Source organism: Sinorhizobium sp. NG07B, from assembly GCF_002532005.1.
In the GTDB taxonomy this organism is placed as follows: Bacteria; Pseudomonadota; Alphaproteobacteria; order Rhizobiales; family Rhizobiaceae; genus Sinorhizobium; species Sinorhizobium fredii_C.
On record NZ_NWTD01000001.1, the window covers coordinates 817,717 to 839,810 of the forward strand.

The 22,094-nt window shown below is 63.4% G+C and carries 19 protein-coding genes and 1 pseudogene; 12 read left to right on the forward strand and 8 right to left on the reverse strand.

The genetic code is table 11. The annotated features are described in order from the left end of the window. Window positions 1-128: 128 nt before the first annotated feature. On the reverse strand, window positions 129-1,121 hold the full coding sequence (iolG, locus tag CO664_RS03990; protein WP_097537977.1) for an inositol 2-dehydrogenase: 993 nt from the start codon (window positions 1,119-1,121) through the stop codon (window positions 129-131). 404 nt (window positions 1,122-1,525) lie between these two features. Here iolG and CO664_RS03995 point away from each other — a divergent pair, with 404 nt between their 5' ends. Further along, window positions 1,526-1,756 (forward strand): hypothetical protein, encoded by a 231-nt coding sequence (locus CO664_RS03995; protein ID WP_097525194.1) that lies wholly within the window; start codon window positions 1,526-1,528, stop codon window positions 1,754-1,756. A gap of 8 nt (window positions 1,757-1,764) precedes the next feature. On the opposite strand, the gene CO664_RS04000 is transcribed toward CO664_RS03995, so the two are convergent. Together CO664_RS04000 and CO664_RS04005 are read right to left on the reverse strand one after the other, a co-directional pair. Then, window positions 1,765-2,220 carry a hypothetical protein gene (locus CO664_RS04000; protein ID WP_097537978.1) on the reverse strand — a complete coding sequence of 152 codons (456 nt, stop codon included), beginning with the start codon at window positions 2,218-2,220 and terminating at the stop codon, window positions 1,765-1,767. 78 nt (window positions 2,221-2,298) lie between these two features. Next, window positions 2,299-3,282 (reverse strand): LysR family transcriptional regulator, encoded by a 984-nt coding sequence (locus CO664_RS04005; RefSeq protein WP_097537979.1) that lies wholly within the window; start codon window positions 3,280-3,282, stop codon window positions 2,299-2,301. Between the two features lie 275 nt (window positions 3,283-3,557). Between CO664_RS04005 and chvE the strand changes: the two genes are divergently transcribed. From chvE to araD, 6 genes are all read left to right on the forward strand, one after another. After that, window positions 3,558-4,625 (forward strand): multiple monosaccharide ABC transporter substrate-binding protein, encoded by a 1,068-nt coding sequence (gene chvE, locus CO664_RS04010; protein ID WP_095677981.1) that lies wholly within the window; start codon window positions 3,558-3,560, stop codon window positions 4,623-4,625. A 189-nt stretch (window positions 4,626-4,814) separates the two neighbouring features. Further along, window positions 4,815-6,350, forward strand: a complete 1,536-nt coding sequence (gene mmsA / locus CO664_RS04015; protein ID WP_037414762.1) for a multiple monosaccharide ABC transporter ATP-binding protein — start codon at window positions 4,815-4,817, stop codon at window positions 6,348-6,350. Continuing rightward, the gene (gene mmsB / locus CO664_RS04020) at window positions 6,350-7,564 is read left to right on the forward strand and encodes a multiple monosaccharide ABC transporter permease (protein ID WP_037414764.1); all 1,215 of its coding nucleotides are present in this window, start codon (window positions 6,350-6,352) and stop codon (window positions 7,562-7,564) included. Before mmsA ends, mmsB begins: the two co-directional genes overlap by 1 nt. Window positions 7,565-7,718: 154 nt before the next feature. Further along, the gene (gene araD1, locus CO664_RS04025) at window positions 7,719-8,714 is read left to right on the forward strand and encodes an AraD1 family protein (RefSeq protein ID WP_097538579.1); all 996 of its coding nucleotides are present in this window, start codon (window positions 7,719-7,721) and stop codon (window positions 8,712-8,714) included. A 72-nt stretch (window positions 8,715-8,786) separates the two neighbouring features. After that, window positions 8,787-10,220, forward strand: a complete 1,434-nt coding sequence (locus CO664_RS04030) for an aldehyde dehydrogenase family protein (RefSeq protein ID WP_097525197.1) — start codon at window positions 8,787-8,789, stop codon at window positions 10,218-10,220. A gap of 95 nt (window positions 10,221-10,315) precedes the next feature. Continuing rightward, window positions 10,316-12,061 carry an L-arabinonate dehydratase gene (araD, locus tag CO664_RS04035; RefSeq protein WP_097537980.1) on the forward strand — a complete coding sequence of 582 codons (1,746 nt, stop codon included), beginning with the start codon at window positions 10,316-10,318 and terminating at the stop codon, window positions 12,059-12,061. A gap of 226 nt (window positions 12,062-12,287) precedes the next feature. On the opposite strand, the gene CO664_RS04040 is transcribed toward araD, so the two are convergent. Genes CO664_RS04040 through CO664_RS04050 form a run of 3 tightly spaced genes read right to left on the reverse strand, consistent with a single transcriptional unit; the run spans window position 12,288 to window position 15,487 of the window. Beyond that, entirely contained in the window at window positions 12,288-13,130 is an 843-nt protein-coding gene (locus CO664_RS04040; protein WP_037414772.1) for a transglutaminase family protein, read from the reverse strand. Between the two features lie 16 nt (window positions 13,131-13,146). Next, on the reverse strand, window positions 13,147-14,088 hold the full coding sequence (locus CO664_RS04045) for an alpha-E domain-containing protein (RefSeq protein ID WP_037414773.1): 942 nt from the start codon (window positions 14,086-14,088) through the stop codon (window positions 13,147-13,149). Between the two features lie 4 nt (window positions 14,089-14,092). Further along, a complete protein-coding gene (locus CO664_RS04050) occupies window positions 14,093-15,487 on the reverse strand; it encodes a circularly permuted type 2 ATP-grasp protein (protein ID WP_083853892.1) in 1,395 nt (464 codons plus the stop codon). A 327-nt stretch (window positions 15,488-15,814) separates the two neighbouring features. Here CO664_RS04050 and CO664_RS04055 point away from each other — a divergent pair, with 327 nt between their 5' ends. The 3 genes and pseudogenes from CO664_RS04055 to CO664_RS31100 all read left to right on the forward strand — a co-directional run. Continuing rightward, window positions 15,815-16,276, forward strand: a complete 462-nt coding sequence (locus tag CO664_RS04055; protein WP_097537981.1) for a GyrI-like domain-containing protein — start codon at window positions 15,815-15,817, stop codon at window positions 16,274-16,276. Between the two features lie 106 nt (window positions 16,277-16,382). Next, on the forward strand, window positions 16,383-17,312 hold the full coding sequence (locus CO664_RS04060; RefSeq protein WP_234819733.1) for a DMT family transporter: 930 nt from the start codon (window positions 16,383-16,385) through the stop codon (window positions 17,310-17,312). 47 nt (window positions 17,313-17,359) lie between these two features. Beyond that, window positions 17,360-17,464, forward strand: a pseudogene (locus CO664_RS31100) (cysteine hydrolase); the annotation flags it as partial. A 65-nt stretch (window positions 17,465-17,529) separates the two neighbouring features. Here the strand turns inward: CO664_RS31100 and CO664_RS04065 are convergent. Then, window positions 17,530-19,065 (reverse strand): DEAD/DEAH box helicase, encoded by a 1,536-nt coding sequence (locus CO664_RS04065; protein ID WP_037414776.1) that lies wholly within the window; start codon window positions 19,063-19,065, stop codon window positions 17,530-17,532. 658 nt (window positions 19,066-19,723) lie between these two features. Between CO664_RS04065 and CO664_RS04070 the strand changes: the two genes are divergently transcribed. Further along, entirely contained in the window at window positions 19,724-20,176 is a 453-nt protein-coding gene (locus CO664_RS04070; protein ID WP_037387508.1) for a host attachment protein, read from the forward strand. 6 nt (window positions 20,177-20,182) lie between these two features. Here the strand turns inward: CO664_RS04070 and mnmD are convergent, their stop codons facing one another. Further along, on the reverse strand, window positions 20,183-20,899 hold the full coding sequence (gene mnmD, locus CO664_RS04075; protein WP_097537982.1) for a tRNA (5-methylaminomethyl-2-thiouridine)(34)-methyltransferase MnmD: 717 nt from the start codon (window positions 20,897-20,899) through the stop codon (window positions 20,183-20,185). A 39-nt stretch (window positions 20,900-20,938) separates the two neighbouring features. Between mnmD and CO664_RS04080 the strand changes: the two genes are divergently transcribed. Further along, the gene (locus CO664_RS04080) at window positions 20,939-22,069 is read left to right on the forward strand and encodes an FAD-binding oxidoreductase (RefSeq protein ID WP_097537983.1); all 1,131 of its coding nucleotides are present in this window, start codon (window positions 20,939-20,941) and stop codon (window positions 22,067-22,069) included. Window positions 22,070-22,094 lie beyond the last annotated feature (25 nt).

Consider the following 22,094-nt stretch of genomic DNA (forward strand, 5'->3'; position numbering starts at 1 on the left):
GGTGAAGCCATGCCGTACCGCAACCTCGGGGCGGCAGACGCTGTCGTGTAGTGCGCCTTCTGACACGGCGTCGCCAAAAAACAAAGGCCAGGAACGCCCGGCCTTTGTCCCTTCAGATTGCCTGAGCTTCAGGCGACGCTGATCTGGCGCTTTTCGGCGACAGAGCGGACGGCCGCATCGGCAAGGGCGAGGGCGGCAAGCCCGTCCTTGCCGGACGGGGTGATTTCCGCGCCTTTCTCGATCGCGGCGATGAAGCTTTCGATCTCGTTCGCATAGGCTTCGGTGTAGCGCGTCATGAAGAAATCGTGCAGCGGCGGGCGCGTATAGCCCTCGCCGGTGGCGATCTCGATCGAGACCGGTCGCTGGTTCTCGGCCGAAACGGCGCCCTTCGAGCCGTGCACCTCGATGCGCTGGTCGTAGCCATAGGTGGCGCGGCGCGAGTTGGAGATGACCGCCTGCTTGCCGGATGCCGTCTGCAGAATGACGGAGACGCTGTCATAGTCGCCCGCTTCGCCGATCGCCCTGTCGACGAGCACGGCGGCGGTCGCCGTCACCGAAACTGGCTCCTCGCCGAGCAGGAAGCGCGCCATGTCGAAATCATGGATGGTCATGTCGCGGAAGATGCCGCCCGAGCGCTTAATGTAATCGACGGGCGGGGCGTCCGGATCGCGCGAGGTGATCGTCACCATTTCGACGTCGCCGATCGTGCCGGCGTCGATCGCCTTGCGCACGGCCATGAAATGCGGGTCGAAGCGGCGGTTGAAGCCGACCATCAGCTTCGCCCCGGTTTCGGAGACCACCTCGAGGCAGGTCTTGACGCGATCGACGTCGAGGTCGACCGGCTTCTCGCAGAAGATCGCCTTGCCGGCCCGGGCGAAGCGCTCGATCAGGTCGGCATGGGTGTCGGTCGGCGTGCAGATGACGACGGCATCGATGTCGGAAGCGACCTCGATCGCCTCGATGGGGCGAACCTCGCAGCCATAGGCCCCGGCGATTGCCTCCGCCGCGGCCGGAAAGGCATCGGCAACCGCGACAAGGACGGCATCGGGATTGCCGCTGACGGCTTTCGCGTGAACCTTGCCGATCCGTCCGGCGCCCAGAAGACCAAATCTCACTGTCATCTTCGTCTCTCTCAAATTCCGGTTCCAGACCGGGTGGGTGCGCAATGATATTGACGCTCATCGCACAGAGGCGTTGCGGGCGCGATGGCGTCCGCGGGATTAGATCCATGAGAGGGGTAGCAGTCGTTCCTCCCACGCCGTCACGTCCGATCCAGCACCCTGCCTCGTTGCACACGGATCAAATCGGAATGAAACGGCCAACTCTTTCATTTTCAGAATGTTTATTCCATTCGCGGCGCTGGCGTCAAGCGGAGACGACGGCTGTCGATCCCGCCGTTCGTCTTCACGGCGCCCTTTTCCAACGCCGACAATTGCCGAACAATTTGTCCTTTAGTCGGTATCGATCCGAAGAATTTTGCGATAGACGGAGAGGCAAGGCGCTGAGTGTCGTCAGAGGCAATGTCATGATCAAATTCATCGATCCGGATCATCCGTTCTACCGGCCCCTGTGGATCCGCCTGCTTATCGTTGCCCTCTGTGCGGTGTGGACGGCTGTCGAGTTCTATGGCGGCCAGATGATGTGGGCGACGATCTTCCTCGTCGTGACCGCCTATGCCGGAGCGGCGCTGCTGATCTTCTACAAGCCGAAGCAGGCCGAGGAAAAAGGAACCGGCGGGGGTGAGGAGCCGAAGTAGCGGGTAGCTCACTGCTCGAGCCGTCGCGACGCTTCGTCGATCAACATGTTGGCAAGCTTCATGCGGATGGTGGCGTTCGCCCGGAACTCCGGCGGCAGCCGGTCTGGATGGTTCATGGCGGCAAATCGGCGGCGCTTGGCGGCGAGCGTCAGCCCGGTCTCCCCTTCGCCGAGATCAAGTTCGGCCGCCACATCGGCGAGGCTCGTGCGCCGCAGGTGGTCGGGCATCACCGGCGGTTCTTCGCTGCGTTCGGCCGGCGCGAGGTCCATGTAGGCCCTCTCGACGGCGGCGAACGGGGCGGTCGTCCGCGCTGGCGTCTCGACGACGAATGCCGGCGAACGGCCGAACGGCGATTGCGGGCGTTCGCGCGCCGTGTCTTCCCCGTCCGCCTCCGTGTCGCCCGGTAGCGCCTGCTCGGCCTTCAGGCGCTCGAGTACCGATTGAAACACCGACATGCCGAACATGGCGACTCCCGTGATCTGCCGCGCGAGGAGCGCGTGCGAGCCGAACGATCTTGCCGGTCGAGAATTATGCGGGGCTGATCACGTGCGGCTCTGCTTGAGGATCAGGTCGTAGAGCAGTTTCGCGCTCGGGGGGAGCGCCCGGCCCTCGGCGGTGATCAGGCCATACGGCTTGATGCGGATCGGGAACTCAGTCGACAGGATCCGGATTTCGCCGGCCTGGGTGCCGTTGCCGGCGACGAGCTTCGCCACGTCGAGCGCGACCGGGGCGATGGCGTTGGTGTTGCGGACGATCGACAGGGTGAGGATGATCGAGGATGTGTTGATGACGGTCGAAGGCAGCCGCACGCCGGCCGAGATGAAGCTGTCCTCGACGGCACGGCGCAGCAGCGTGCCCGGCGGCTGGAACACCCAATCATAACCCGGCAGGTCGTCGGCGCTGGCCGAGGCGTGGTCGAGCAGCGGGTGGCCCTGGCGGACAATCAGGCAGACCTCCTCGAAGCCGATTTCGACCAGGTTGAAGAGCCGGGGATTGAGGTCGTCCGGGATACGGCCGACGACGAAGTCGTGGCGTGCCGCAAGCAGCTCGCGCGTCAACACGTTGCTGTTGTCGATCTGTACATTGATCTCGATGCCGGGATAGGCCGTCGAAACCTGGCGGATTGCAGGCACGGCGAGGTTGAGGGCGGGGCCGGTGACGGAGCCGAGCGACACCGAGCCGCCGCTCCCCGTCTTCAATTCGGTGATTTCGCGCGCGGCTTCGCGCAATTCGAGAAAGATCGTCCGTGCCCGCCGCGCGAGCGCTTCGCCGTAGCGGGTCAATTCGACGCCGCGGGCCACCCGCGCACAGATCGGGGCCTTCACGATCGCCTCGATTTCGGCGAGCATGCGCGAGGCGGCCGGCTGGGAGACGCCGAGCGATTCGGCCGCGGCGCTGATGCGGCGATGGTCGTCGATCGCCAGGACCAGCCGCAGGTGGTTGATCTTCAGTCCCGACCGGAAAAGGCCGGTGTCGAAGGACTCGCCGGCCGGGGTCGCGACGCTCGGCTTGCTGTCGAGGGTCATTGTTCGGCCCCGCTATTCAAGAGATTCATAAATCACACTCTTTAAGAGTCGTATATCAATTTTGATATGTATGCAAAGCGATATTGTATTTGACAGTTATGGCAATTGATTCCAGTTTCCACCCATGTGCGCCAGCGCATGCGGGAGTATGCTAAGACAGGGAGGACCTTCCTTTATCTTGAAACGCCGCCGGGGACGATCTCTCCGGGCAGGCGAATCGCTGCGCATATGACGGGGGCTCCGGCCGCCGGCTTCAACACTCAGGGAGAGATCTGATGAAACTGATTACTTCGCTTCTCGCCGCCGCGGCGATGTCCGTCGCAGCGTTCGCTGCGCCGGTATTTGCCCAGGACAAGGGCACGGTCGGCATTTCCATGCCGACGAAGACGTCCACCCGCTGGATTTCCGACGGCGAAACCATGGAGAAGCTGTTCAAGGAAGCCGGCTACACGCCGGACCTGCAGTTCGCCGACGACGACATTCCGAACCAGCTCGCGCAGATCGAGAACATGGTGACGAAGGGCGCGAAGGTTCTCGTCATCGCCGCCATCGACGGCACGACGCTCTCCGACATCCTGCAGAAGGCAGCAGACGCCGGCGTCAAGGTCATCGCCTACGACCGGCTGATTCGCGACTCCGGCAACGTCGACTACTACGCCACCTTCGACAACTTCCAGGTCGGCGTGCTGCAGGCCACCTCGCTCGTCCAGGGCCTGAAGCTCGATGAAGCCAAGGAGCCGAAGAACGTCGAACTGTTCGGCGGTTCGCCGGACGACAACAACGCCTTCTTCTTCTATGACGGCGCGATGTCGGTTCTGCAGCCGCTGATCGACAGCGGCAAGATCGTCGTGAAGTCCGGCCAGATGGGCATGGACCAGGTCGGTACGTTGCGTTGGGACGGTGCTGTTGCCCAGTCGCGCATGGAAAACCTGCTCTCGTCCACTTACACCGATGCCAAGGTCGATGGCGTTCTGTCGCCCTATGACGGCCTGTCCATCGGTATCATCTCGGCCCTGAAGGGCGTTGGCTACGGCTCCGGCGACATGCCGATGCCGATCGTCACCGGCCAGGACGCGGAACTGCCGTCGGTCAAGTCGATCCTTGCCGGCGAACAGTACTCCACGGTCTTCAAGGACACCCGCGAACTCGCCAAGGTGACCGTCGGCATGGTCAATGCGATCATGGATGGCAAGGAGCCGGAAGTGAACGACACCAAGACCTATGAAAACGGCGTCAAGGTCGTTCCGTCCTACCTGCTGAAGCCGGTTTCGGTCGACAAGACCAACGCCAAGGACGTTCTCGTCGGCTCCGGCTACTACACGGAAGACCAGATCAACAACTGATCTTGCTCGAGGGGTCTGCGGCTGACCGCGGACCCTTTCGCCTGATGCGACGTGCATCCTTGCAGACGCATAATAGTCGCTGTGATAATTTGAACTGCTCATGGGGACCCCGGATCCTAACCGATCCGGGGGCCGTGCAGCGGGTGGAAGCCAGCAGTCTCTCGCAGATTGCCGCTGGAATAGCTGAATATGGACAATATCATTCTTGAAATGCGGGGCATCACGAAGACGTTCCCGGGCGTCAAGGCGCTGGACAATGTCTCGTTCAAGGTCCGCGAGGGCGAGATTCACGCCCTGGTCGGCGAAAACGGTGCCGGCAAGTCGACCCTGATGAAGGTGCTGAGCGGCGTCTATCCCGCCGGCACATATGAGGGCGAGATCCATTATGACGGCGAGGAGCGCCGCTTCAGCACGATCGCCGACAGCGAAGAACTCGGCATCATCATCATCCATCAGGAGCTGGCGCTCGTTCCGCTGCTGTCGATCGCCGAGAATATCTTCCTCGGCAACGAGATCGCCAACAAGGGCGTCATCCATTGGCCGCAGACCTTCTCCCGGACGCAGGAACTGCTCAAGAAGGTCGGCCTCACAGAATCGCCGGCGACGCTGATCACCGATATCGGCGTCGGAAAGCAGCAGCTGGTGGAGATCGCCAAGGCGCTCTCCAAGAAGGTCCGGCTGCTGATCCTCGACGAACCGACCGCATCCCTCAACGAAACCGATTCCGACGCGCTTCTGAAGCTGCTCATGGAGTTTCGCAACCAGGGCATGACGTCGATCATCATCTCGCACAAGCTGAACGAGATCAAAAAGGTCGCCGATCAGATCACCATTCTGCGCGACGGCGGTACGGTGGAGACGCTCGACTGTCACAAGGAAGACATCAGCGAGGACCGGATCATCAAGGGGATGGTCGGGCGGGCGATGGAAGACCGCTATCCGCCGCGCGAACCGAAGATCGGCGACACGCTGCTCGAGGTGAAGAACTGGAACGTTTACCACCAGCACCACCGCGACCGGCAGTTCCTGCACGATGTCAGCTTCAAGGTGCGCGCCGGCGAGGTCGTCGGCATCGCCGGCCTGATGGGCGCCGGCCGCACCGAGACGGCGATGAGCATCTTCGGCAAGTCCTGGGGCCACAAGATCACCGGCGAGGTGACGATGCGCGGCCAGCCGGTGGATGTCAGCACGATTCCGCGGGCGATCAAGGCGGGCCTTGCCTATGTAACCGAGGACCGCAAGCAGCTGGGGCTCGTGCTGATCAACAACATCAAGGAGAACACCACGCTTGCCAATCTGAGCGCGGTGGCCGCCAACGGCATCATCGACGAGCGCCAGGAGAGGAAAGTCGCCTCCGACTACCGCTCGAAGCTCCGGATCCGTTCGCATTCGATCTACCAGGAGGCGGTGAACCTTTCGGGCGGCAACCAGCAGAAAGTCGTGCTGTCCAAGTGGCTGTTCACCAACCCCGAAGTCCTCATACTCGACGAGCCGACCCGCGGTATCGACATCGGCGCGAAATATGAGATCTACACCATCATCAACCAGCTCGCAGCCGAGGGCAAAGGCATCCTGATGATCTCGTCGGAAATGCCGGAACTGCTCGGAACCTGCGATCGCATCTATGTCATGAACGAGGGCCGCATCGTGGCGGAGCTTTCCAAGGAGGAAGCAAGTCAGGAATCCATCATGCGCGCCATCATGCGTTCAGGGGAGAAACACTAATGGTCGCCGATACGAGCACCCACACCACCAAACCGTCGATCGGGGACTACCTCAGGAACAACATCCGCGAATACGGCCTTCTGGTCGCGCTCGTGATCATCATGCTGTTCTTCCAGTTCGTCACCAGCGGCGTCCTCTTCAAGCCGGTCAACATCACCAACCTGGTGCTGCAGAACTCCTTCATCGTCATCATGGCGCTGGGCATGCTGCTGATCATCGTGGCCGGTCACATCGACCTGTCGGTCGGCTCGATCGTCGCCTTCGTCGGGGCGATTTCGGCGATCATGCTGGTCAAATGGGGTCTGCCGGCCATCGTCGTCGTTCCCGCCTGTCTCGTCGTCGGCGGCATCATGGGGGCGGCCCAGGGCTACTGGGTGGCCTACCAGAAGATCCCGTCCTTCATCGTCACGCTCGCCGGCATGCTGGTTTTCCGCGGCATGACCTATGTCGTGCTCGGCGGACGTCCGATCGGTCCGTTCCCGAAGGACTTCCAGATCCTTTCGACCGGCTTCGTTCCTGATTTTCTGTACTTCCTCAACCCGAGCCCGGAGATCGTCAAGAACATGGTGGCCCTCGTGGCGGTGCTGGCTCTCGTCGGCTACGCGATCTATGCCGGCCTGCGCAACCGCCGGATCAACGAGCAGCACGGCACCGAAAACGAGCCCTTCGTGTTCTTCGCCGTTCAGATGGCGGTCATCGGTGTCGTGGCCCTGTTCATCGGCTTCCAGCTTTCGACCTATCGCGGCCTGCCGAACGTCCTCATCGTCATGGGCGTGCTGATCGCCGCCTATACCTTCATCACGACGCGCTCGACGATCGGCCGCCGGGTCTATGCCATGGGCGGCAACGAGAAGGCCACCAAGCTCTCCGGCATCAACACCGAGCGGCTGACCTTCTATGCCTTCGTCAACATGGGCGTGCTGGCGGCGCTTGCCGGCATGATCATCACGGCACGGCTGAATTCGGCGACCCCGAAGGCCGGCGTCGGCTTCGAGCTCGACGTCATCGCGGCCTGCTTCATCGGCGGCGCCTCGGCCTCGGGCGGCGTCGGCAAGATCACCGGCGCGGTGATCGGCGCTTTCATCATGGGCGTGATGAACAACGGCATGTCGATTATGGGTATCGGCATCGACTACCAGCAGCTGATCAAGGGCCTCGTGCTGCTCGCAGCCGTATTCTTTGACGTCTACAACAAGAACAAGGGCAAGGGCTGATCGGGGATCCGGGCAGCTCTCACTGACCACATCATGAACGGGCGGCCGATCATGGCCGTCATAGCTGGGTGGCGCGAGCCACTCTCGAGGCGGAGCATTGCCGTTCGCATTGACAGCAATGCCCGAAGCCAACTCGATCAGGAAGGATAGAGACGTGCTGATTTCCCAAGTCAGGAAGCAAGACGGATCGATTGCAGTCGCAGTGCGGGAGCCGGGCGAAACGGCACGCCTCGTCAAGGACGCGGAAAGCGTCTACGCATTGGCGATGAAGGCGGCGAATGGCGGCAAGAGCCTCCAGGCGGTTATCGATGCCAAGGGCCTCGGAGAGACGATCGACCTCGAGGCGGCCTATGCCGAGGGGCGGATGCTGCCGCCGATCACCCATCCCGATCCGGCGCACCTGCATCTGACCGGCACCGGGCTGACGCATCTCGGCTCCGCCGCGACGCGCGATGCGATGCATAAGAAAACCACCGAGGCGGCCGAAGAGACGCTCACCGACTCGATGAAGATGTTCCGCATGGGGCTCGAAGGCGGCAAGCCGAGGGCTGGCGAAAAGGGCGTGCAGCCGGAGTGGTTCTACAAGGGCAACGGCACCGCCGCGGTCGCCCCCGGCCAGCCGCTCACCTCCCCCTCCTTTGCCGAGGACGGCGGCGAAGAGCCGGAAATGGCCGGCATCTATGTCATCTCCGACAAGGGCATGCCCTATCGTCTCGGTTTCGCGGTCGCCAACGAGTTCTCCGACCATAAGACCGAACGGGTCAATTACCTGTGGCTGGCGCATTCGAAGCTCAGGCAGGCAAGCTTCGGCCCGGAAATCCGCATCGGTGCGGCGCCGGACGACATCCGCGGCACGTCGCGTATCCTGCGCGGCGGCAAGGTCCTGTGGGAAAAGCCGTTCCTCTCGGGCGAAACCAACATGTCGCACAGCTTCGCCAATCTTGAATATCACCACTTCAAATACGGTCTCTTCCGCGAGCCGGGCGATGTGCATGTGCACATGTTCGGGACCGCGACGCTTTCCTTCGGCGACGGCATACGCACCGAGCCAGGAGACGTCTTCGAGATCGAGGCCAAGGACTTTGGCCTTGCGCTGCGTAATCCGCTGGCGATCGCCGAAGAAGAAGACATCGCCATACATCAGCTCTGATATATCTGCTAAAGCAGCGTCGGGCCGCGACGGGCGGCCCCTTGCGACAAGAAGACAAGGAGGCTGAAGCCCATGACACTTCACCAGAATCTCATTGCCGGCGAATGGGTCGGCAGCGACGGCGTCGCCAATGTCAATCCCTCGAACACCAACGACGTCATCGGCGAATATGCCCGTGCCACCGCCGACGATGCTTCAGCCGCGATCGCCGCGGCCAAGGCGGCGTTTCCGGCCTGGTCGCGCTCCGGCATCCTCGAGCGCCACGCTATCTTGAGAAAGACCGCTGACGAAATCCTCGCCCGCAAGGACGAACTTGGCCGGCTGCTGTCGCGCGAGGAAGGCAAGACGCTCGCCGAAGGCATTGGCGAGACGGTGCGGGCCGGTCAGATCTTCGACTTCTTCGCCGGCGAAGCCTTACGTCTCGCCGGCGAGACGCTGCCCTCGGTGCGTCCGAACATCGGCGTCGAAATCACCCGCGAGGCAGTCGGCGTCGTCGGCATCATCACGCCATGGAACTTCCCGATCGCCATTCCGGCCTGGAAGATCGCCCCGGCACTTTGCTACGGCAACACCATCGTCTTCAAGCCAGCCGAACTCGTCCCGGGCTGCGCTCACGCGATCGTCGACATCCTGCATCGCGCCGGCCTGCCGAAGGGCGTGCTGAACCTCGTCATGGGCAAGGGCTCGGTCGTCGGACAGGCGATGCTCGAAAGCCCGGATGTCCAGGCGATCACCTTCACCGGATCCGTGGGCACCGGCAAGCGCGTCGCCATGGCTTCGGTCGAGCACAATCGCAAGTTCCAGCTGGAGATGGGCGGCAAGAACCCGTTTGTCGTCCTCGACGACGCCGATCTTCCGGTCGCCGTCGAGGCGGCGGTCAACTCCGCCTTCTTCTCGACCGGCCAGCGCTGCACCGCCTCGTCGCGGATCATCGTCACCGAGGGCATCCACGACAAGTTCGTCGCGGCAATGGGTGAGCGCATGCAAGGCCTCGTCGTCGACGACGCGCTGAAGGCCGGCACCCATATCGGCCCGGTCGTCGACCAGAGCCAGCTGAACCAGGACACCGACTATATCGCCATCGGCAGACAAGAAGGCGCGAAGCTCGCCTTCGGCGGCGAGGTCATTTCGCGCGACACGCCCGGCTTCTATCTGCAGCCGGCGCTGTTCACCGAGGCGACGAATGCGATGCGGATCTCGCGTGAAGAAATCTTCGGGCCGGTCGCCGCGGTCATCCGCGTCAAGGATTACGACGAGGCGCTCGCCGTCGCCAACGACACGCCGTTCGGGCTCTCCTCCGGGATTGCCACGACCAGCCTCAAGCATGCGACGCATTTCAAGCGCAATGCCGAGGCCGGCATGGTGATGGTCAACCTGCCGACCGCCGGCGTCGATTTCCACGTGCCGTTCGGCGGCCGCAAGGGCTCCTCCTATGGCCCGCGCGAACAGGGCAAATACGCCGCCGAATTCTACACAACCGTCAAGACAGCCTACACGCTGGCTTAAGCCCAAGAGCGGGATGAGGAGGCAAGTGCCATCCTCATCCCGCTGCAAAGCCATCGTGCTCCAGCCCGCACCCACGGGCCCGAAGGAAGGAAGAAATGAAGAAGAAAGCTGAGTGGCCGCGCAAGCTGCGTTCGCAGGACTGGTTCGGCGGTACGGGAAAGAATGCCATCATGCACCGCTCCTGGATGAAGAACCAGGGGCTGCCTGCCGACACCTTCGACGGCCGGCCGATCATCGGCATCTGCAACACCTGGTCGGAACTCACGCCCTGCAACGCGCATCTGCGCGACCTTGCGGAGCGGGTGAAGCGCGGTGTCTACGAGGCCGGCGGCTTTCCGGTGGAATTCCCGGTCTTCTCGACTGGCGAAAGCACGCTTCGCCCGACGGCGATGATGTTCCGCAACCTCGCGGCAATGGACGTCGAAGAGGCGATCCGCGGCAATCCGGTCGATGGCGTCGTGCTGCTCGGCGGCTGCGACAAGACGACCCCCAGCCTGCTGATGGGCGCGGCTAGCGTCGATATTCCGGCGATCGTCGTCTCCGGCGGCCCGATGCTGAACGGCAAGTGGCGCGGCAAGGACGTTGGTTCCGGCACGGCGATCTGGCAGTTCTCGGAAATGGTCAAATCCGGCGAAATGAGCCTCGAAGAATTCATGGATGCCGAGCAGGGCATGGCTCGTTCTGCGGGAAGCTGTATGACCATGGGCACGGCCTCGACGATGGCGTCGATGGCCGAAGCGCTCGGCATGACGCTCTCCGGCAATGCCGCGATCCCGGCCGTCGACGCCCGCCGCCGGGTGATTTCGCAGCTCACCGGCCGCCGCATCGTCGAGATGGTCAAGGAAGACCTGAGGCCCTCCGACATCCTCACCAAGCAAGCCTTCGAGAACGCCATCCGCGTCAACGGCGCGGTCGGCGGCTCTACCAATGCGGTGCTGCATCTGCTGGCGCTTGCCGGCCGCATCGGCGTCGATCTTTCGCTCGACGACTGGGACAGGCTCGGTCGCGACGTGCCGACCATCGTCAACCTGCAGCCCTCCGGCAAGTACCTGATGGAAGAATTCTATTATGCCGGCGGCCTGCCGGTGGTCATCAAGGCGGTCGCCGAGATGGGGCTGCTCCACAACGACGCCATCACTGTCAGCGGCGACACGATCTGGAACGACGTCAAGGGCGTAACGAACTACAACGAAGACGTGATCCTGCCCCGGGAAAAGGCACTGACGAAATCCGGCGGCATTGCGGTGCTGCGCGGCAATCTGGCGCCCCGCGGCGCCGTCCTGAAGCCCTCGGCCGCCTCGCCGCATCTGATGCAGCACAAGGGCCGCGCTGTCGTCTTCGAAAGCATCGAGGACTACCACGCCCGCATCAACCGCGATGACCTCGACATCGACGAGACCTGCGTAATGGTGCTGAAATATTGCGGTCCGAAGGGCTACCCCGGCATGGCCGAGGTCGGCAATATGGGCCTGCCGCCCAAGGTCCTGAAGAAGGGCATCACCGACATGATCCGCATTTCCGATGCGCGCATGTCGGGCACGGCCTACGGCACCGTCATTCTCCACACGGCACCGGAAGCGGCCGAGGGCGGGCCGCTGGCGCTCGTTCAGAACGGCGACCTGATCGAGGTCGACATCCCGAACCGCACGATGCACCTGCATGTCTCCGACGAGGAGCTCGCCCGCCGCCGTGCGGCCTGGGTGTCGCCGGTCAAGCCGCTCACCGGCGGCTATGGCGGCCTCTATATCAAGACCGTCATGCAGGCCGATAGCGGTGCCGATCTCGACTTCCTCGTCGGGCCGCGCGGCGATCGCATCCCGATGGACCGAGACAGCCACTGACGGGGCTGAACAGCGACCACCGTTTCGGCTTCGGGTGCCGTAGTTGCCCCTCACCCGAACCCTCTCCCCGCCTGCGGGGAGAGGGGACGTAGGGGCCGTTGTCGCTGTTCCTGCGGACTATTGGGCAAGCGTTCGCCGCGAGTCTCCTTCGCCCCGCTTGTGGGGAGAAGGTGGCCAGTAGGCCGGATGAGGGGCCGCCGCCGGCGGTGATTCCCTGATTTTCGGCTTACTGACTCTGGCGTTGGCTCTGCTCGCCGTGGCTTTGCGTCTGCCCTTGCCGTTCCACCGTTACGGTGACTTTCAACGTCTCGCTGGCGACGCCATGCACCAGCCCGGATATCGGCGCGGCATCGCGGTAGCAGAGGCCGGTGGCGACTCGGACATAGCGTTCGTCGGGGCAGATCTTGTTGGCCGGATCGAAGCCGACCCAGCCGAGACCGGGCAGGTGCACATCGGCCCAGGCATGGCTCGCGGTCTGCTCGGGATGGCCTTCGGTCAGCAGATAGCCCGAGACGTAGCGGGCCGGCAGGCCAAGCGTTCGGGCGGCCGAGACGAGGATGTGGGCGTGGTCCTGGCAGACGCCCTTGCCGCGCTCGAGCGCCTCCTCGGCGGTGGTACCGGCATGGGTCTCGCCGGGCTCGTAGGCGACCGCCTCGTGAATCGTCCCCATCAGCGCGTGCATGCGCTCGAGATCCGTTGCGCCCTCGGCCGATTTCGCCAGCTCGCGGACCAGCTTGCCCGCCTCGCTGAGCGGTGTTTCGCGGGCATAGAGCCAGAGCGGCACATAGGACTGGTGCGCTCCGAAGACGCCGGCCCGGTCTTCCGTATCCACTTCACCGCTCGCCTCGATCCGCAAGGTCGTCCGATCCGCGTCGACGTTGACGAGATGCGTGCGGTTGCCGAAATGGTCATCGTAGCTGACCTCGACCACCGCCCCTTCGACGAGCGTGCGCCAGTTCAACACCCTCTGGCCGGGCTGCGTCGTCGGCGTCAGCCGCAGCCGCTGCAGCGCATAGGGCACCGGTTCGTCGTAATGGTATTCGGTCGTGTGGCTGATTTTCAGGTGCATTCCACTCTCCCGGACCTCATTGGTAAAACCGGTAGCCGTCGGTTATTTCCTGGCCGAGACGGTTGTTGTGGCTGATGAACTCTTCCAGATATTCGTGCAGGCCCCGGTCCATGATGTCGCTGATCGACTGGCTGCGGAGCGAAGCAAGCGTTTCCTCGGCGGTCTCGTGAGCGGCATGCCTCTCGCCATATTCGCGCGACAGATAACCGAGATTGCTGACGATCTTTTCGTAGCAATAGGCGAGCGAGCGCGGCATGCGGCCGTTCGAGATCAGGAAATCGGCGATATTGGCCGGCCTCAGTTCCGCATCATAGACCCAGCCATAGGCGCGGTGCGCCGAGACGGAGCGCAGGATCGATTCCCACTGGACATTGTCCATCGACGATCCGACGGCGGAGACCGCCGGCAGCAGCACGTAATACTTCACGTCGAGGATGCGGGCGGTGTTGTCGGCCCGCTCGATGAAAGTGCCGATGCGCGAGAAGTTGAAGATCTCGTTGCGGAGCATCGTGCCGTGGAAGGCGCCGCGGATGAGGCCGGCGCGGCGTTTGATGGCGTCGATGATCTCCGGCATGTCGGCCGGCCGCGCCTTCTTGGCGAGCATCGCCTTCAGCTCGATCCAGCATTCGTTGGTGGCTTCCCAGGTCTCGCGGGTCAGCGCCGTGCGGACCATCCGGGCGTTGTGGCGGCCCGCCTCGATGCAGGACATGACGCTCGACGGATTGGCCCGGTCGCGCAGCAGGAAATCGATGGCGTCGCTGCTGGTCAGCGTGTCGTGCACCTCGTCATAGAGCTCGCGCACGCCGGCGCTCTGCAAGACGCCGTCCCAGTCGCCCTCGCTCGATTCGCTGCGGGTCAGCGACATGCGCAGGCCCGCGTCGATTAGCCGGGCGCTGTTCTCGGCGCGCTCGATATAGCGGAACATCCAGTAGAGGCCGTTTGCAGTTCTTCCCAACATGGCCTCAGTCCTCCAGTACCCAGGTATCCTTGGTGCCGCCGCCCTGGCTGGAATTCACCACTAGCGAGCCCTCCTTCAGGGCGACACGCGTCAGCCCGCCGGGAATGATTTGCACCTTGTCGGAAACGAGCACATAGGGACGCAAGTCGACGTGCCGGGGCGCGATGCCCTTGTTGACGAGGATCGGCACGGTCGAGAGCGACAATGTCGGCTGGGCGATGTAGTTGCCGGGGCGCTCCTTGAGCTTCTCGGCGAAGGCGGCACGCTCCTTCTTGGTCGCCGTCGGGCCGACGAGCATGCCGTAGCCGCCGGAGCCGTGCACTTCCTTGACGACGAGCTCTTCCAGATGTTCGAGCACGTATTTGAGGCTCTGCGGTTCCGAGCAGCGCCAGGTGGGGACGTTTTCGAGCAACGGCTTGCGGCCGGTATAGAACTCGACGATTTCCGGCATGTAGGAATAGATCGCCTTGTCGTCGGAAATGCCGGTGCCCGGCGCATTGGCGATGGTGATGTTGCCGGCGCGATAGACGTCCATGATGCCGGGAATGCCGAGCGCGGAATCCGGTCGGAAGGTCAAGGGGTCGAGAAAATCGTCATCGACGCGGCGGTAGAGCACGTCGATCGCCTCGTAACCGCGCGTCGTGCGCATCTTCACCTTGCCGTCGATGACCCTGAGGTCCGACCCTTCCACCAGTTCGACGCCCATCATGTCGGCGAGGAAGGCGTGCTCGTAGAAGGCGGAATTGTAGATGCCGGGGGTAAGCACGGCGACGCGCGGCTTGCCGGAGCATCCGGGAGGCGCCAGCGATGACAAGCTCTGGCGCAGCAGATAGGGATAGTTCTCCACCGGCCGCACGCGGTTCTGATGGAAGAGCTCCGGGAACATCTGCATCATGGTTTCCCGGTTTTCCAGCATGTAGCTGACACCGGAAGGCGTGCGGGCGTTGTCTTCGAGCACGTAGAACTGGTCTTCGCCGGTGCGCACGATGTCAGTGCCGACGATGTGGGTATAGACGCCTCCCGGCGGCCGGAAGCCGATCATCTGCGGCAGGAAGGCGTCGTTCTTCTCGATCAATTCGCGCGGGATCCGGCCGGCGCGGATGATTTCCTGCTTGTGGTAAATGTCGTCCAGAAAGGCGTTAAGCGCAATGACGCGCTGTTCGATGCCCTGGGCGAGGCGTCGCCATTCACGTCCGGATATGATGCGGGGAATGAGATCGAAGGGGATGAGCTTTTCGGATGAATCGGCGTGTCCGTAGACTGCGAAAGTAATGCCCGTCTTGCGGAAGATGTTCTCGGCTTCTCTCGATTTCGCTATGAGCCGGTTTCTGTCCTGGCTGGCATACCATTGATGATAGGTCGAATATGGCTGGCGCGGACTGCTGTCCGCATTGATCATTTCGTCAAATGCCAAAGGCGTAGATCCCCTTATTTTTGTCCATTTGAGTACAACGGTTGCCGCAATGCAAGAAGCGTGCACAGTCGCGCGCGAAGAATTTTCGGCTTGCGCCGGTCCGAAAATTGAAGGCGCTTTCGTCTCTCCGGCTTGCGATTTGTGCGTGCCGGATTTCTCCTGCTGATTTGGAAATGGGCAGATGCCTGATTATTTGGCGCCCCACCACAGGTTGCGGTCTCGGTGGAAGCCTTGTTTGCCGATCTTGTTCATCGATGCGGCAGGAATAAGATATCGGCGCTGGTCAGGTGGTGACGGCAAGGCGGTGACGGCATGGACGCAATATACGAGATCGCCGAACGGCCGGCGCAACGGGTTACCGGCCGCCTCTGGGACGGCACATTCATCGAAGCGGCCGACGGCGCCATCCACCGGCTGATAGCCGAGACGCAGGAGCATCGACGCCGCACGCATCCGCGCGATCACGCCGCCCTTATAGGCCTCTCCTGGAATGTCCGGCCGGAGGGCTTCACCTATCTGCTCGGCTATGCCGGAGAAGATCACGAGACCTTTGCAGCGCCCGACCACATGGACCTGCCGGCCATGCGCTTTGCGACGACGATGCACCACCCTGAAGGAGGAGATGTTTTCGTTCAGTACCGCAAGATGTTCGAGTGGATTGCGGCTGCGGGCCACTTCGTCGATCAGACCCATCTACACTACCGCGAAGAATACGCGCCCGGCTTCGTCTCGCCGTCTGCCTCCTCTCTGCGACTGATGGTTCCAATTCGCTGATCGCAACCATCAGAAAAATTGCTTTGACCAGGGGCGGCACGCGGTCTATCGCCGCGGCGACGGTCTCGCTCATCGAGGTCCGCCTCGATCGGGAAAAACACCTATGATGCTTGCCCGCCTGGCCCCGGCCATTTTCGTGCTGCTCTGGTCGACGGGCTGGGTGGTGGCGAAATATGCTGCATTCTTCGCCGATCCGCTGACCTTCCTGGCGCTGCGCTACAGCGTGGCGATCCTGCTCTTCGTCGGCTTCTGCGCCGCGACCGGCGCGCGCTGGCCCAGCTCCTGGAGCCTGATCGGCCACGCGATTGTGTCGGGGATCTTCCTGCACGGCCTCTATCTTGGCGCCGTATGGTGGGCGATCGGGCAGGGGGTGCCCGCGGCCATATCCGGCATCATCGCCGGGCTGCAGCCGTTGATGACGGCGGCGGTCGCGCCGTTCCTGATCGGCGAGAATCTCAGCCGGCAGCAGCGGCTCGGTTTGGTGCTCGGCTTTTGCGGCATCGCACTTGCCGTCTTGCCGAAGACGCTGGCGCTCGACACCGCCGCGACGCCCATTCATTTCCTGCCGGTGGCCATCAACGTCCTCGGCATGGCGGCGGTGACCTATGGCACGCTCTACCAGAAGCGATATCTGCAAAACGGTGACATTCGGTCGATCGCCGCCCTGCAATATGTCGGCGCCCTGTTCGTCACCGTGCCGTTGGCCCTGATGCTCGAGGATCTGCACGTCACCTGGAACCTCGAGCTCGTCGCAGCGCTTGCATGGTCGGTCCTCGGCCTGTCGATGGGGGCGATTGCGCTCCTGCTCTATCTCATCCGCCGCGGCCAGGTCTCGCGCGCCGCATCGCTCATCTATCTGGTGCCTCCGCTCGCGGCGGTCCAGGCGGCGCTCTTCTTCGGCGAAGCCCTGACCTGGCCGATGATCGTCGGAACCGTTATTGCGGTGACGGGCGTCTACCTCACCAATCGCAAGAACAATGGCGAGGCGCCGGCTGGGGAACGCGCAATCAATGTTGCGGCAGGCTCAGCGAAATAGAGCAGCGCAGCGTATGCGAGAGCTCAGACGAGCGCGGATTCGGGGCCTTGCTGTTTCCCGAGAACGTTGCGCACCACGATGAAACGCTTGGTGGTCTCGACGCAGGTCGCGCCAAGGTGGAGGTCAGGCCCGCGGCCGGAGACATGCAGTAGGAAATATCTGCAGCGACCCTCGCGTCCTTTCGGAGGCGCAAGGGTCACTGTTTATCGCAGGCGGCTCAGCCCTGGCGGCCGCCGCCATTGTCTGCGCGGCGCATGCCTTGACCGCGCCCGCGGCGATTGCCGGGCTGCCCGTCGCCCTGGCGCCGGCCGTCATGCTTCGGGCCGGGGCGGCCATGGTGCTTGCGGTTTTCGTGATTGCGGTTGCCCTCCGGCCGGCCGTCGTGGTGGCCCTGGCCGGCGGCCCGGTGATCGCGGCGCTCGCTCTTCTGCGGACGATCGTCGCGCAGCAGTTCGTCGCCTGCAAACCCGCTCGTTGCCGGCTCCCGCGCGGGACGCTGCGGGCGCTGAGCTCCGTCGCGGCGCTGGCCGCCGCCGCTGCCGCGATGTTGACCACCGCCATTGCCGCGCTGCTGGCCGTTGCCGCGACCGCCGCGACCCTTGGAGGGACGAGCCTGGTCGGCCGGCGCCTCGCCGCTGGCGACGGCGATCTGGATGCCCATCAGCTTTTCGATGTCGCGCAGCAGGCGGATTTCGTCCGGTGAGCAGAAGGCGATCGCAATGCCGTCGCGGCCATTACGGGCGGTGCGGCCGATGCGATGCACATAGGCGTCCGGCACTTCCGGCAGATCGTAGTTGTAAACATGGGTCACACCCGGAATGTCGATGCCGCGTGCGGCGACGTCGGTCGCGACGAGCACGCGGATTTCGCCGTCGCGGAACGCCTTCAGCGCGCGCTCGCGCTGGCCCTGGCTCTTATTGCCGTGGATCGAGGCGGCCTTGAAGCCGACATGGTCGAGATGCTTCATCAGCTTCTCGGCACCGTGCTTCGTGCGGCTGAAGACCAGTGACAGACCATCGGGATTGTCGGTCAGCGATTTCTTGAGGATCGTCGTCTTCAGGTCCTTGCCGGGGACAAAATGGACATATTGCTCGACCTTGTCGGCGGCCTTGCCGGGCGGCGTTACCTCGACCTTGAGCGGATCGGTCAGATACTCGCCGGCGAGTTCGGCGATCTGCTTCGGCATGGTCGCGGAGAAGAGCAGCGTCTGGCGGTTCTTCGGCACCAGCTTCGAGATCTTGCGCAGATCGTGGATGAATCCGAGGTCGAGCATCTGATCGGCCTCGTCGAGCACGAGGTAGCGCCCTTGCGTCAGCGTCACGGCCTTGCGGGCGACGAGGTCGAGCAGGCGGCCGGGCGTTGCGACGAGAATGTCAACGCCCCGGGCGAGCTGTTCGGTCTGCTTGTTGATCGAGACGCCGCCGACAACGACGCCGATCTTCAGCGGGCTCTTTCTCACGAAAAGCTTAAGGTTGGTGGCGATCTGATTGACCAGTTCGCGGGTGGGGGCCAGCACGAGCGCGCGGATGTTGCGCGGGTCGGCGCGCCCGCCATCGGCGAGAAGCTTCTCGATCATCGGCAGACCGAAGGCGGCGGTCTTGCCGGTGCCCGTCTGGGCAAGACCGATGAGATCATGACCCTTGAGAACAAGCGGGATGGCCTGCATCTGGATGGGCGTCGGCTTTTCGAAGGCATTGGCGGAGAGGGTCGCCAGGATCTGCTGCGATAGGCCGAGGTCTTTGAAAGTGGACAATGGATATACCTTTCGGGGCGCCAAACGCATGCGCCGGAATCGCCTCTTGCAATTCCGGTGTCGTCTGGCGTCAAGAACCCCGCGTGAATTGGGAACTTGTGGTTTAGAGAAAATCGTCAAGCGCCTGTGCTGCCGCCGGTTGCGGCGATGTCTCGCGCTATTCCTTCTTCACGGCTCGAAGTGTTTGCCGAGGGCGCGCTCACGCGGCGGCCGGAAGGTGACGCGCTGTCCATGTCGTTGTTTTGGCCCGAAAAGTCAAGCGGCATCTTTTGCAGGTGCGAGATTGGCCCGCCGCAGCAGCCTTCTCGAAGGCCGGCGTTCAGGAAAGTTCGTCATGGCCAGGATCGGCCAAGCATCATGGATGAAAGCTTGCAGAACAGGCGCCGGAGCGTACAATTCTGCGGCTCGGCCCCCGGCATCTCGGCTAGGCCGGGTGCGCATATTGCAGGAATTGCGTGGTCCAGTTCGGCAGGAGCGGGAGCGATACGGGCCGGCGCCGAAACCCGGTTTCGATGCTCAGCTGCGTTCGCAACCAAGCCGTGTGAAGCTGGACAAAAATTGGACGCTCGGCGATTCGGGAACCTGACGCGGCTTCAGCCGTTCCATCCCTTTAGTCTTCGCCGACCTATCTGCCAATCGAGATACAGGAGAGGAACCAGTGCGGAACCGGATTTGGATACTGGCAGCCGATGGCAACGCCGCGCGCATCGTCAAGGACGTCAACTTGCTGAAGGACGGACATCAGCAGCCGGAGGTGGAATCCTACGAGATCGAGGCGAGGCGCGCTCAGGACATCATGGCCGACAAGCCGGGCCGCAGCCATTCGTCGGTCGGACACGGCCGCTCGGCCATGGAATACAGCAGCGATCCGGTTCGCGAGGAACAGCACCGCTTCGCCGTGGAAATTGCCGGGAAGCTCGACCACTATGCGCTGGAAAACGCCTTCGAGAACCTGGTGATCTGCGCCGCGCCGAAGACCTTGGGCGACCTCAGGAAGCTGCTCTCCCATCAGGTCAAGGAAAAGACCGTCGCCGAGATCGACCGCAATTGCGTGGCGGTGCCGACCGAGCAACTGATCGCCACGGTCAAGTCGGTGGTCTTTCCCGGCTAGATCGCTTCAGGGCTTATCGCCGCGCAGCATTTCGCGTTTGCCGGCAAAGCCCGGAAGGCGCTCGACCACGAAGCCGGCCGCAGCGAGATTGCGGCGGACGAAACCTGCCGCCGCATAGGTGGCGAAGGTGCCGCCTTTGACGGTTTTGTCGAAAACCGCCTGCATGAGTTCCTGCGACCACATGTCGGGGTTCCGCGACGGGGCGAAGCCGTCGAGAAACCAGGCGTCGAAACCTTCCCGCGTTTGGGCAACGCCCTGGAGCGCCATGCCGCAGACGACGGTGAGACGCACGCCGTCGAAGTCGATGTCGATCCGGCCGGCCGGCGCATCCGGCCAAGGGGCGACAAGCGCGCGGCGCTCGGCGTCGATCTCCCGCCAATGGGCGAGTGCCCGGTCGATTTCGCCGGCGCGCATCGGGAAGCGCTCGAAGGAGACGAAGTGTAGCCGGCCATCGGGGACCTGTGCCTCTTTCCATTGCCGCCAGGTCTCGCAGAAGTTCAGGCCGGTGCCGAAGCCGAGCTCGCCGATCGTAAAGGTCCCGCCTGCGCTCCAGCGCGCGGGCAGCCTGTTGCCCGAAAGAAAGACATGGCCGCATTCCAGCCGGCCGTCAGTGCGGCAGTAAAAGTGATCGCCAAATTCCACCGAATAGGGCATATCGCCCGCATGCCATTCAAGGCTCTGGCTTGCGGTCGGCTGGTTCTGGCGGAGATCGGTCTCTGTCATGGCGATGGCGATAGACTTGCGGCGGGGTAAGGTCAATCGATGAGCGAAGTTTTGATCGTTGGTGGCGGTATCATGGGGCTCTGGGCGGCGCTCATGGCCGGCCGTGCCGGCATCGAGACGCGCCTCCTCGAGCGGAAGGGGATCGGTGCAGGCGCAAGCGGCGGCCTGCTCGGAGCGCTGATGCCGCACATGCCGGACCGCTGGAACGCGAAGAAACAGTTCCAGTTCGATGCGCTTGTTTCGCTGGAGGGCGAGATTGCCCGGCTCGAGGGCGAGACGGGTCTATCGGCGGGCTATCGCCGCTCGGGCCGGATCATGCCGCTCGGCAGACAGCATCTGCGCGATATCGCGCTCGGCCACCAGCAGGACGCGGAGCGGCACTGGGTTGCTGGCGACCAGCGGTATCATTGGCACGTCCGCGACGCCGATACCGACGGCTGGCCGGCAGCGAACGCCGCACCCTTCGGCCTCGTCCAGGACACGCTTGCCGCACGCGTGGCGCCGCGCAGGCTGCTGGCGACCTTGCGGGCGGCACTCGATGCATTTCCTCATGTCCAGATCGAAGAGGGCGCCGACGTTTTGTCGATCGACCCGCAGCACGCTCGGCTAGCACTCTTCGAGGGCCGCGAGGTCGCGTTCGGGCATTGCATCCTCGCCGCCGGTGTCGCGAGTTTTCCGCTGGTCGATCGGTTGGCGGAGCGGCCGCAGGCGGCGAGCGGCGGCCCCGTCAAGGGGCAAGCGGCGCTGCTCCGCGCCGATATTGATCCGGCCGCGCCGATCATCTTCACCGACGGGCTCTACATCGTTCCGCATGAGGACGGCCTTGTGGCCGTCGGCAGCACCAGCGAGAACCGATTCGCCGAGCCCTTCTCGACGGACGCGCAACTGGATGCGCTGATCGAACGCGCCGTTGCACTCACCCCGCTGCTGCGCGATGCACCGGTGATCGAACGCTGGGCCGGTCTGCGCCCCAAGGCCACCGGCCGGGAGCCGATGGTCGGCCGCCATCCGGAATATGAAAGGGTGTCGGTGCTGACGGGCGGCTTCAAGGTCAGTTTTGGACTGGCACATGTTCTGGCGGGCTTCGTCATCGACGAGATTGCCGGGCGCAGGACCGCCGAACTGCCGCAATCCTTCCGGTGCGAAACCCATATCGCGGCGTTGCAGTAGCCCCCATTCCACTTCGTCAATCTGT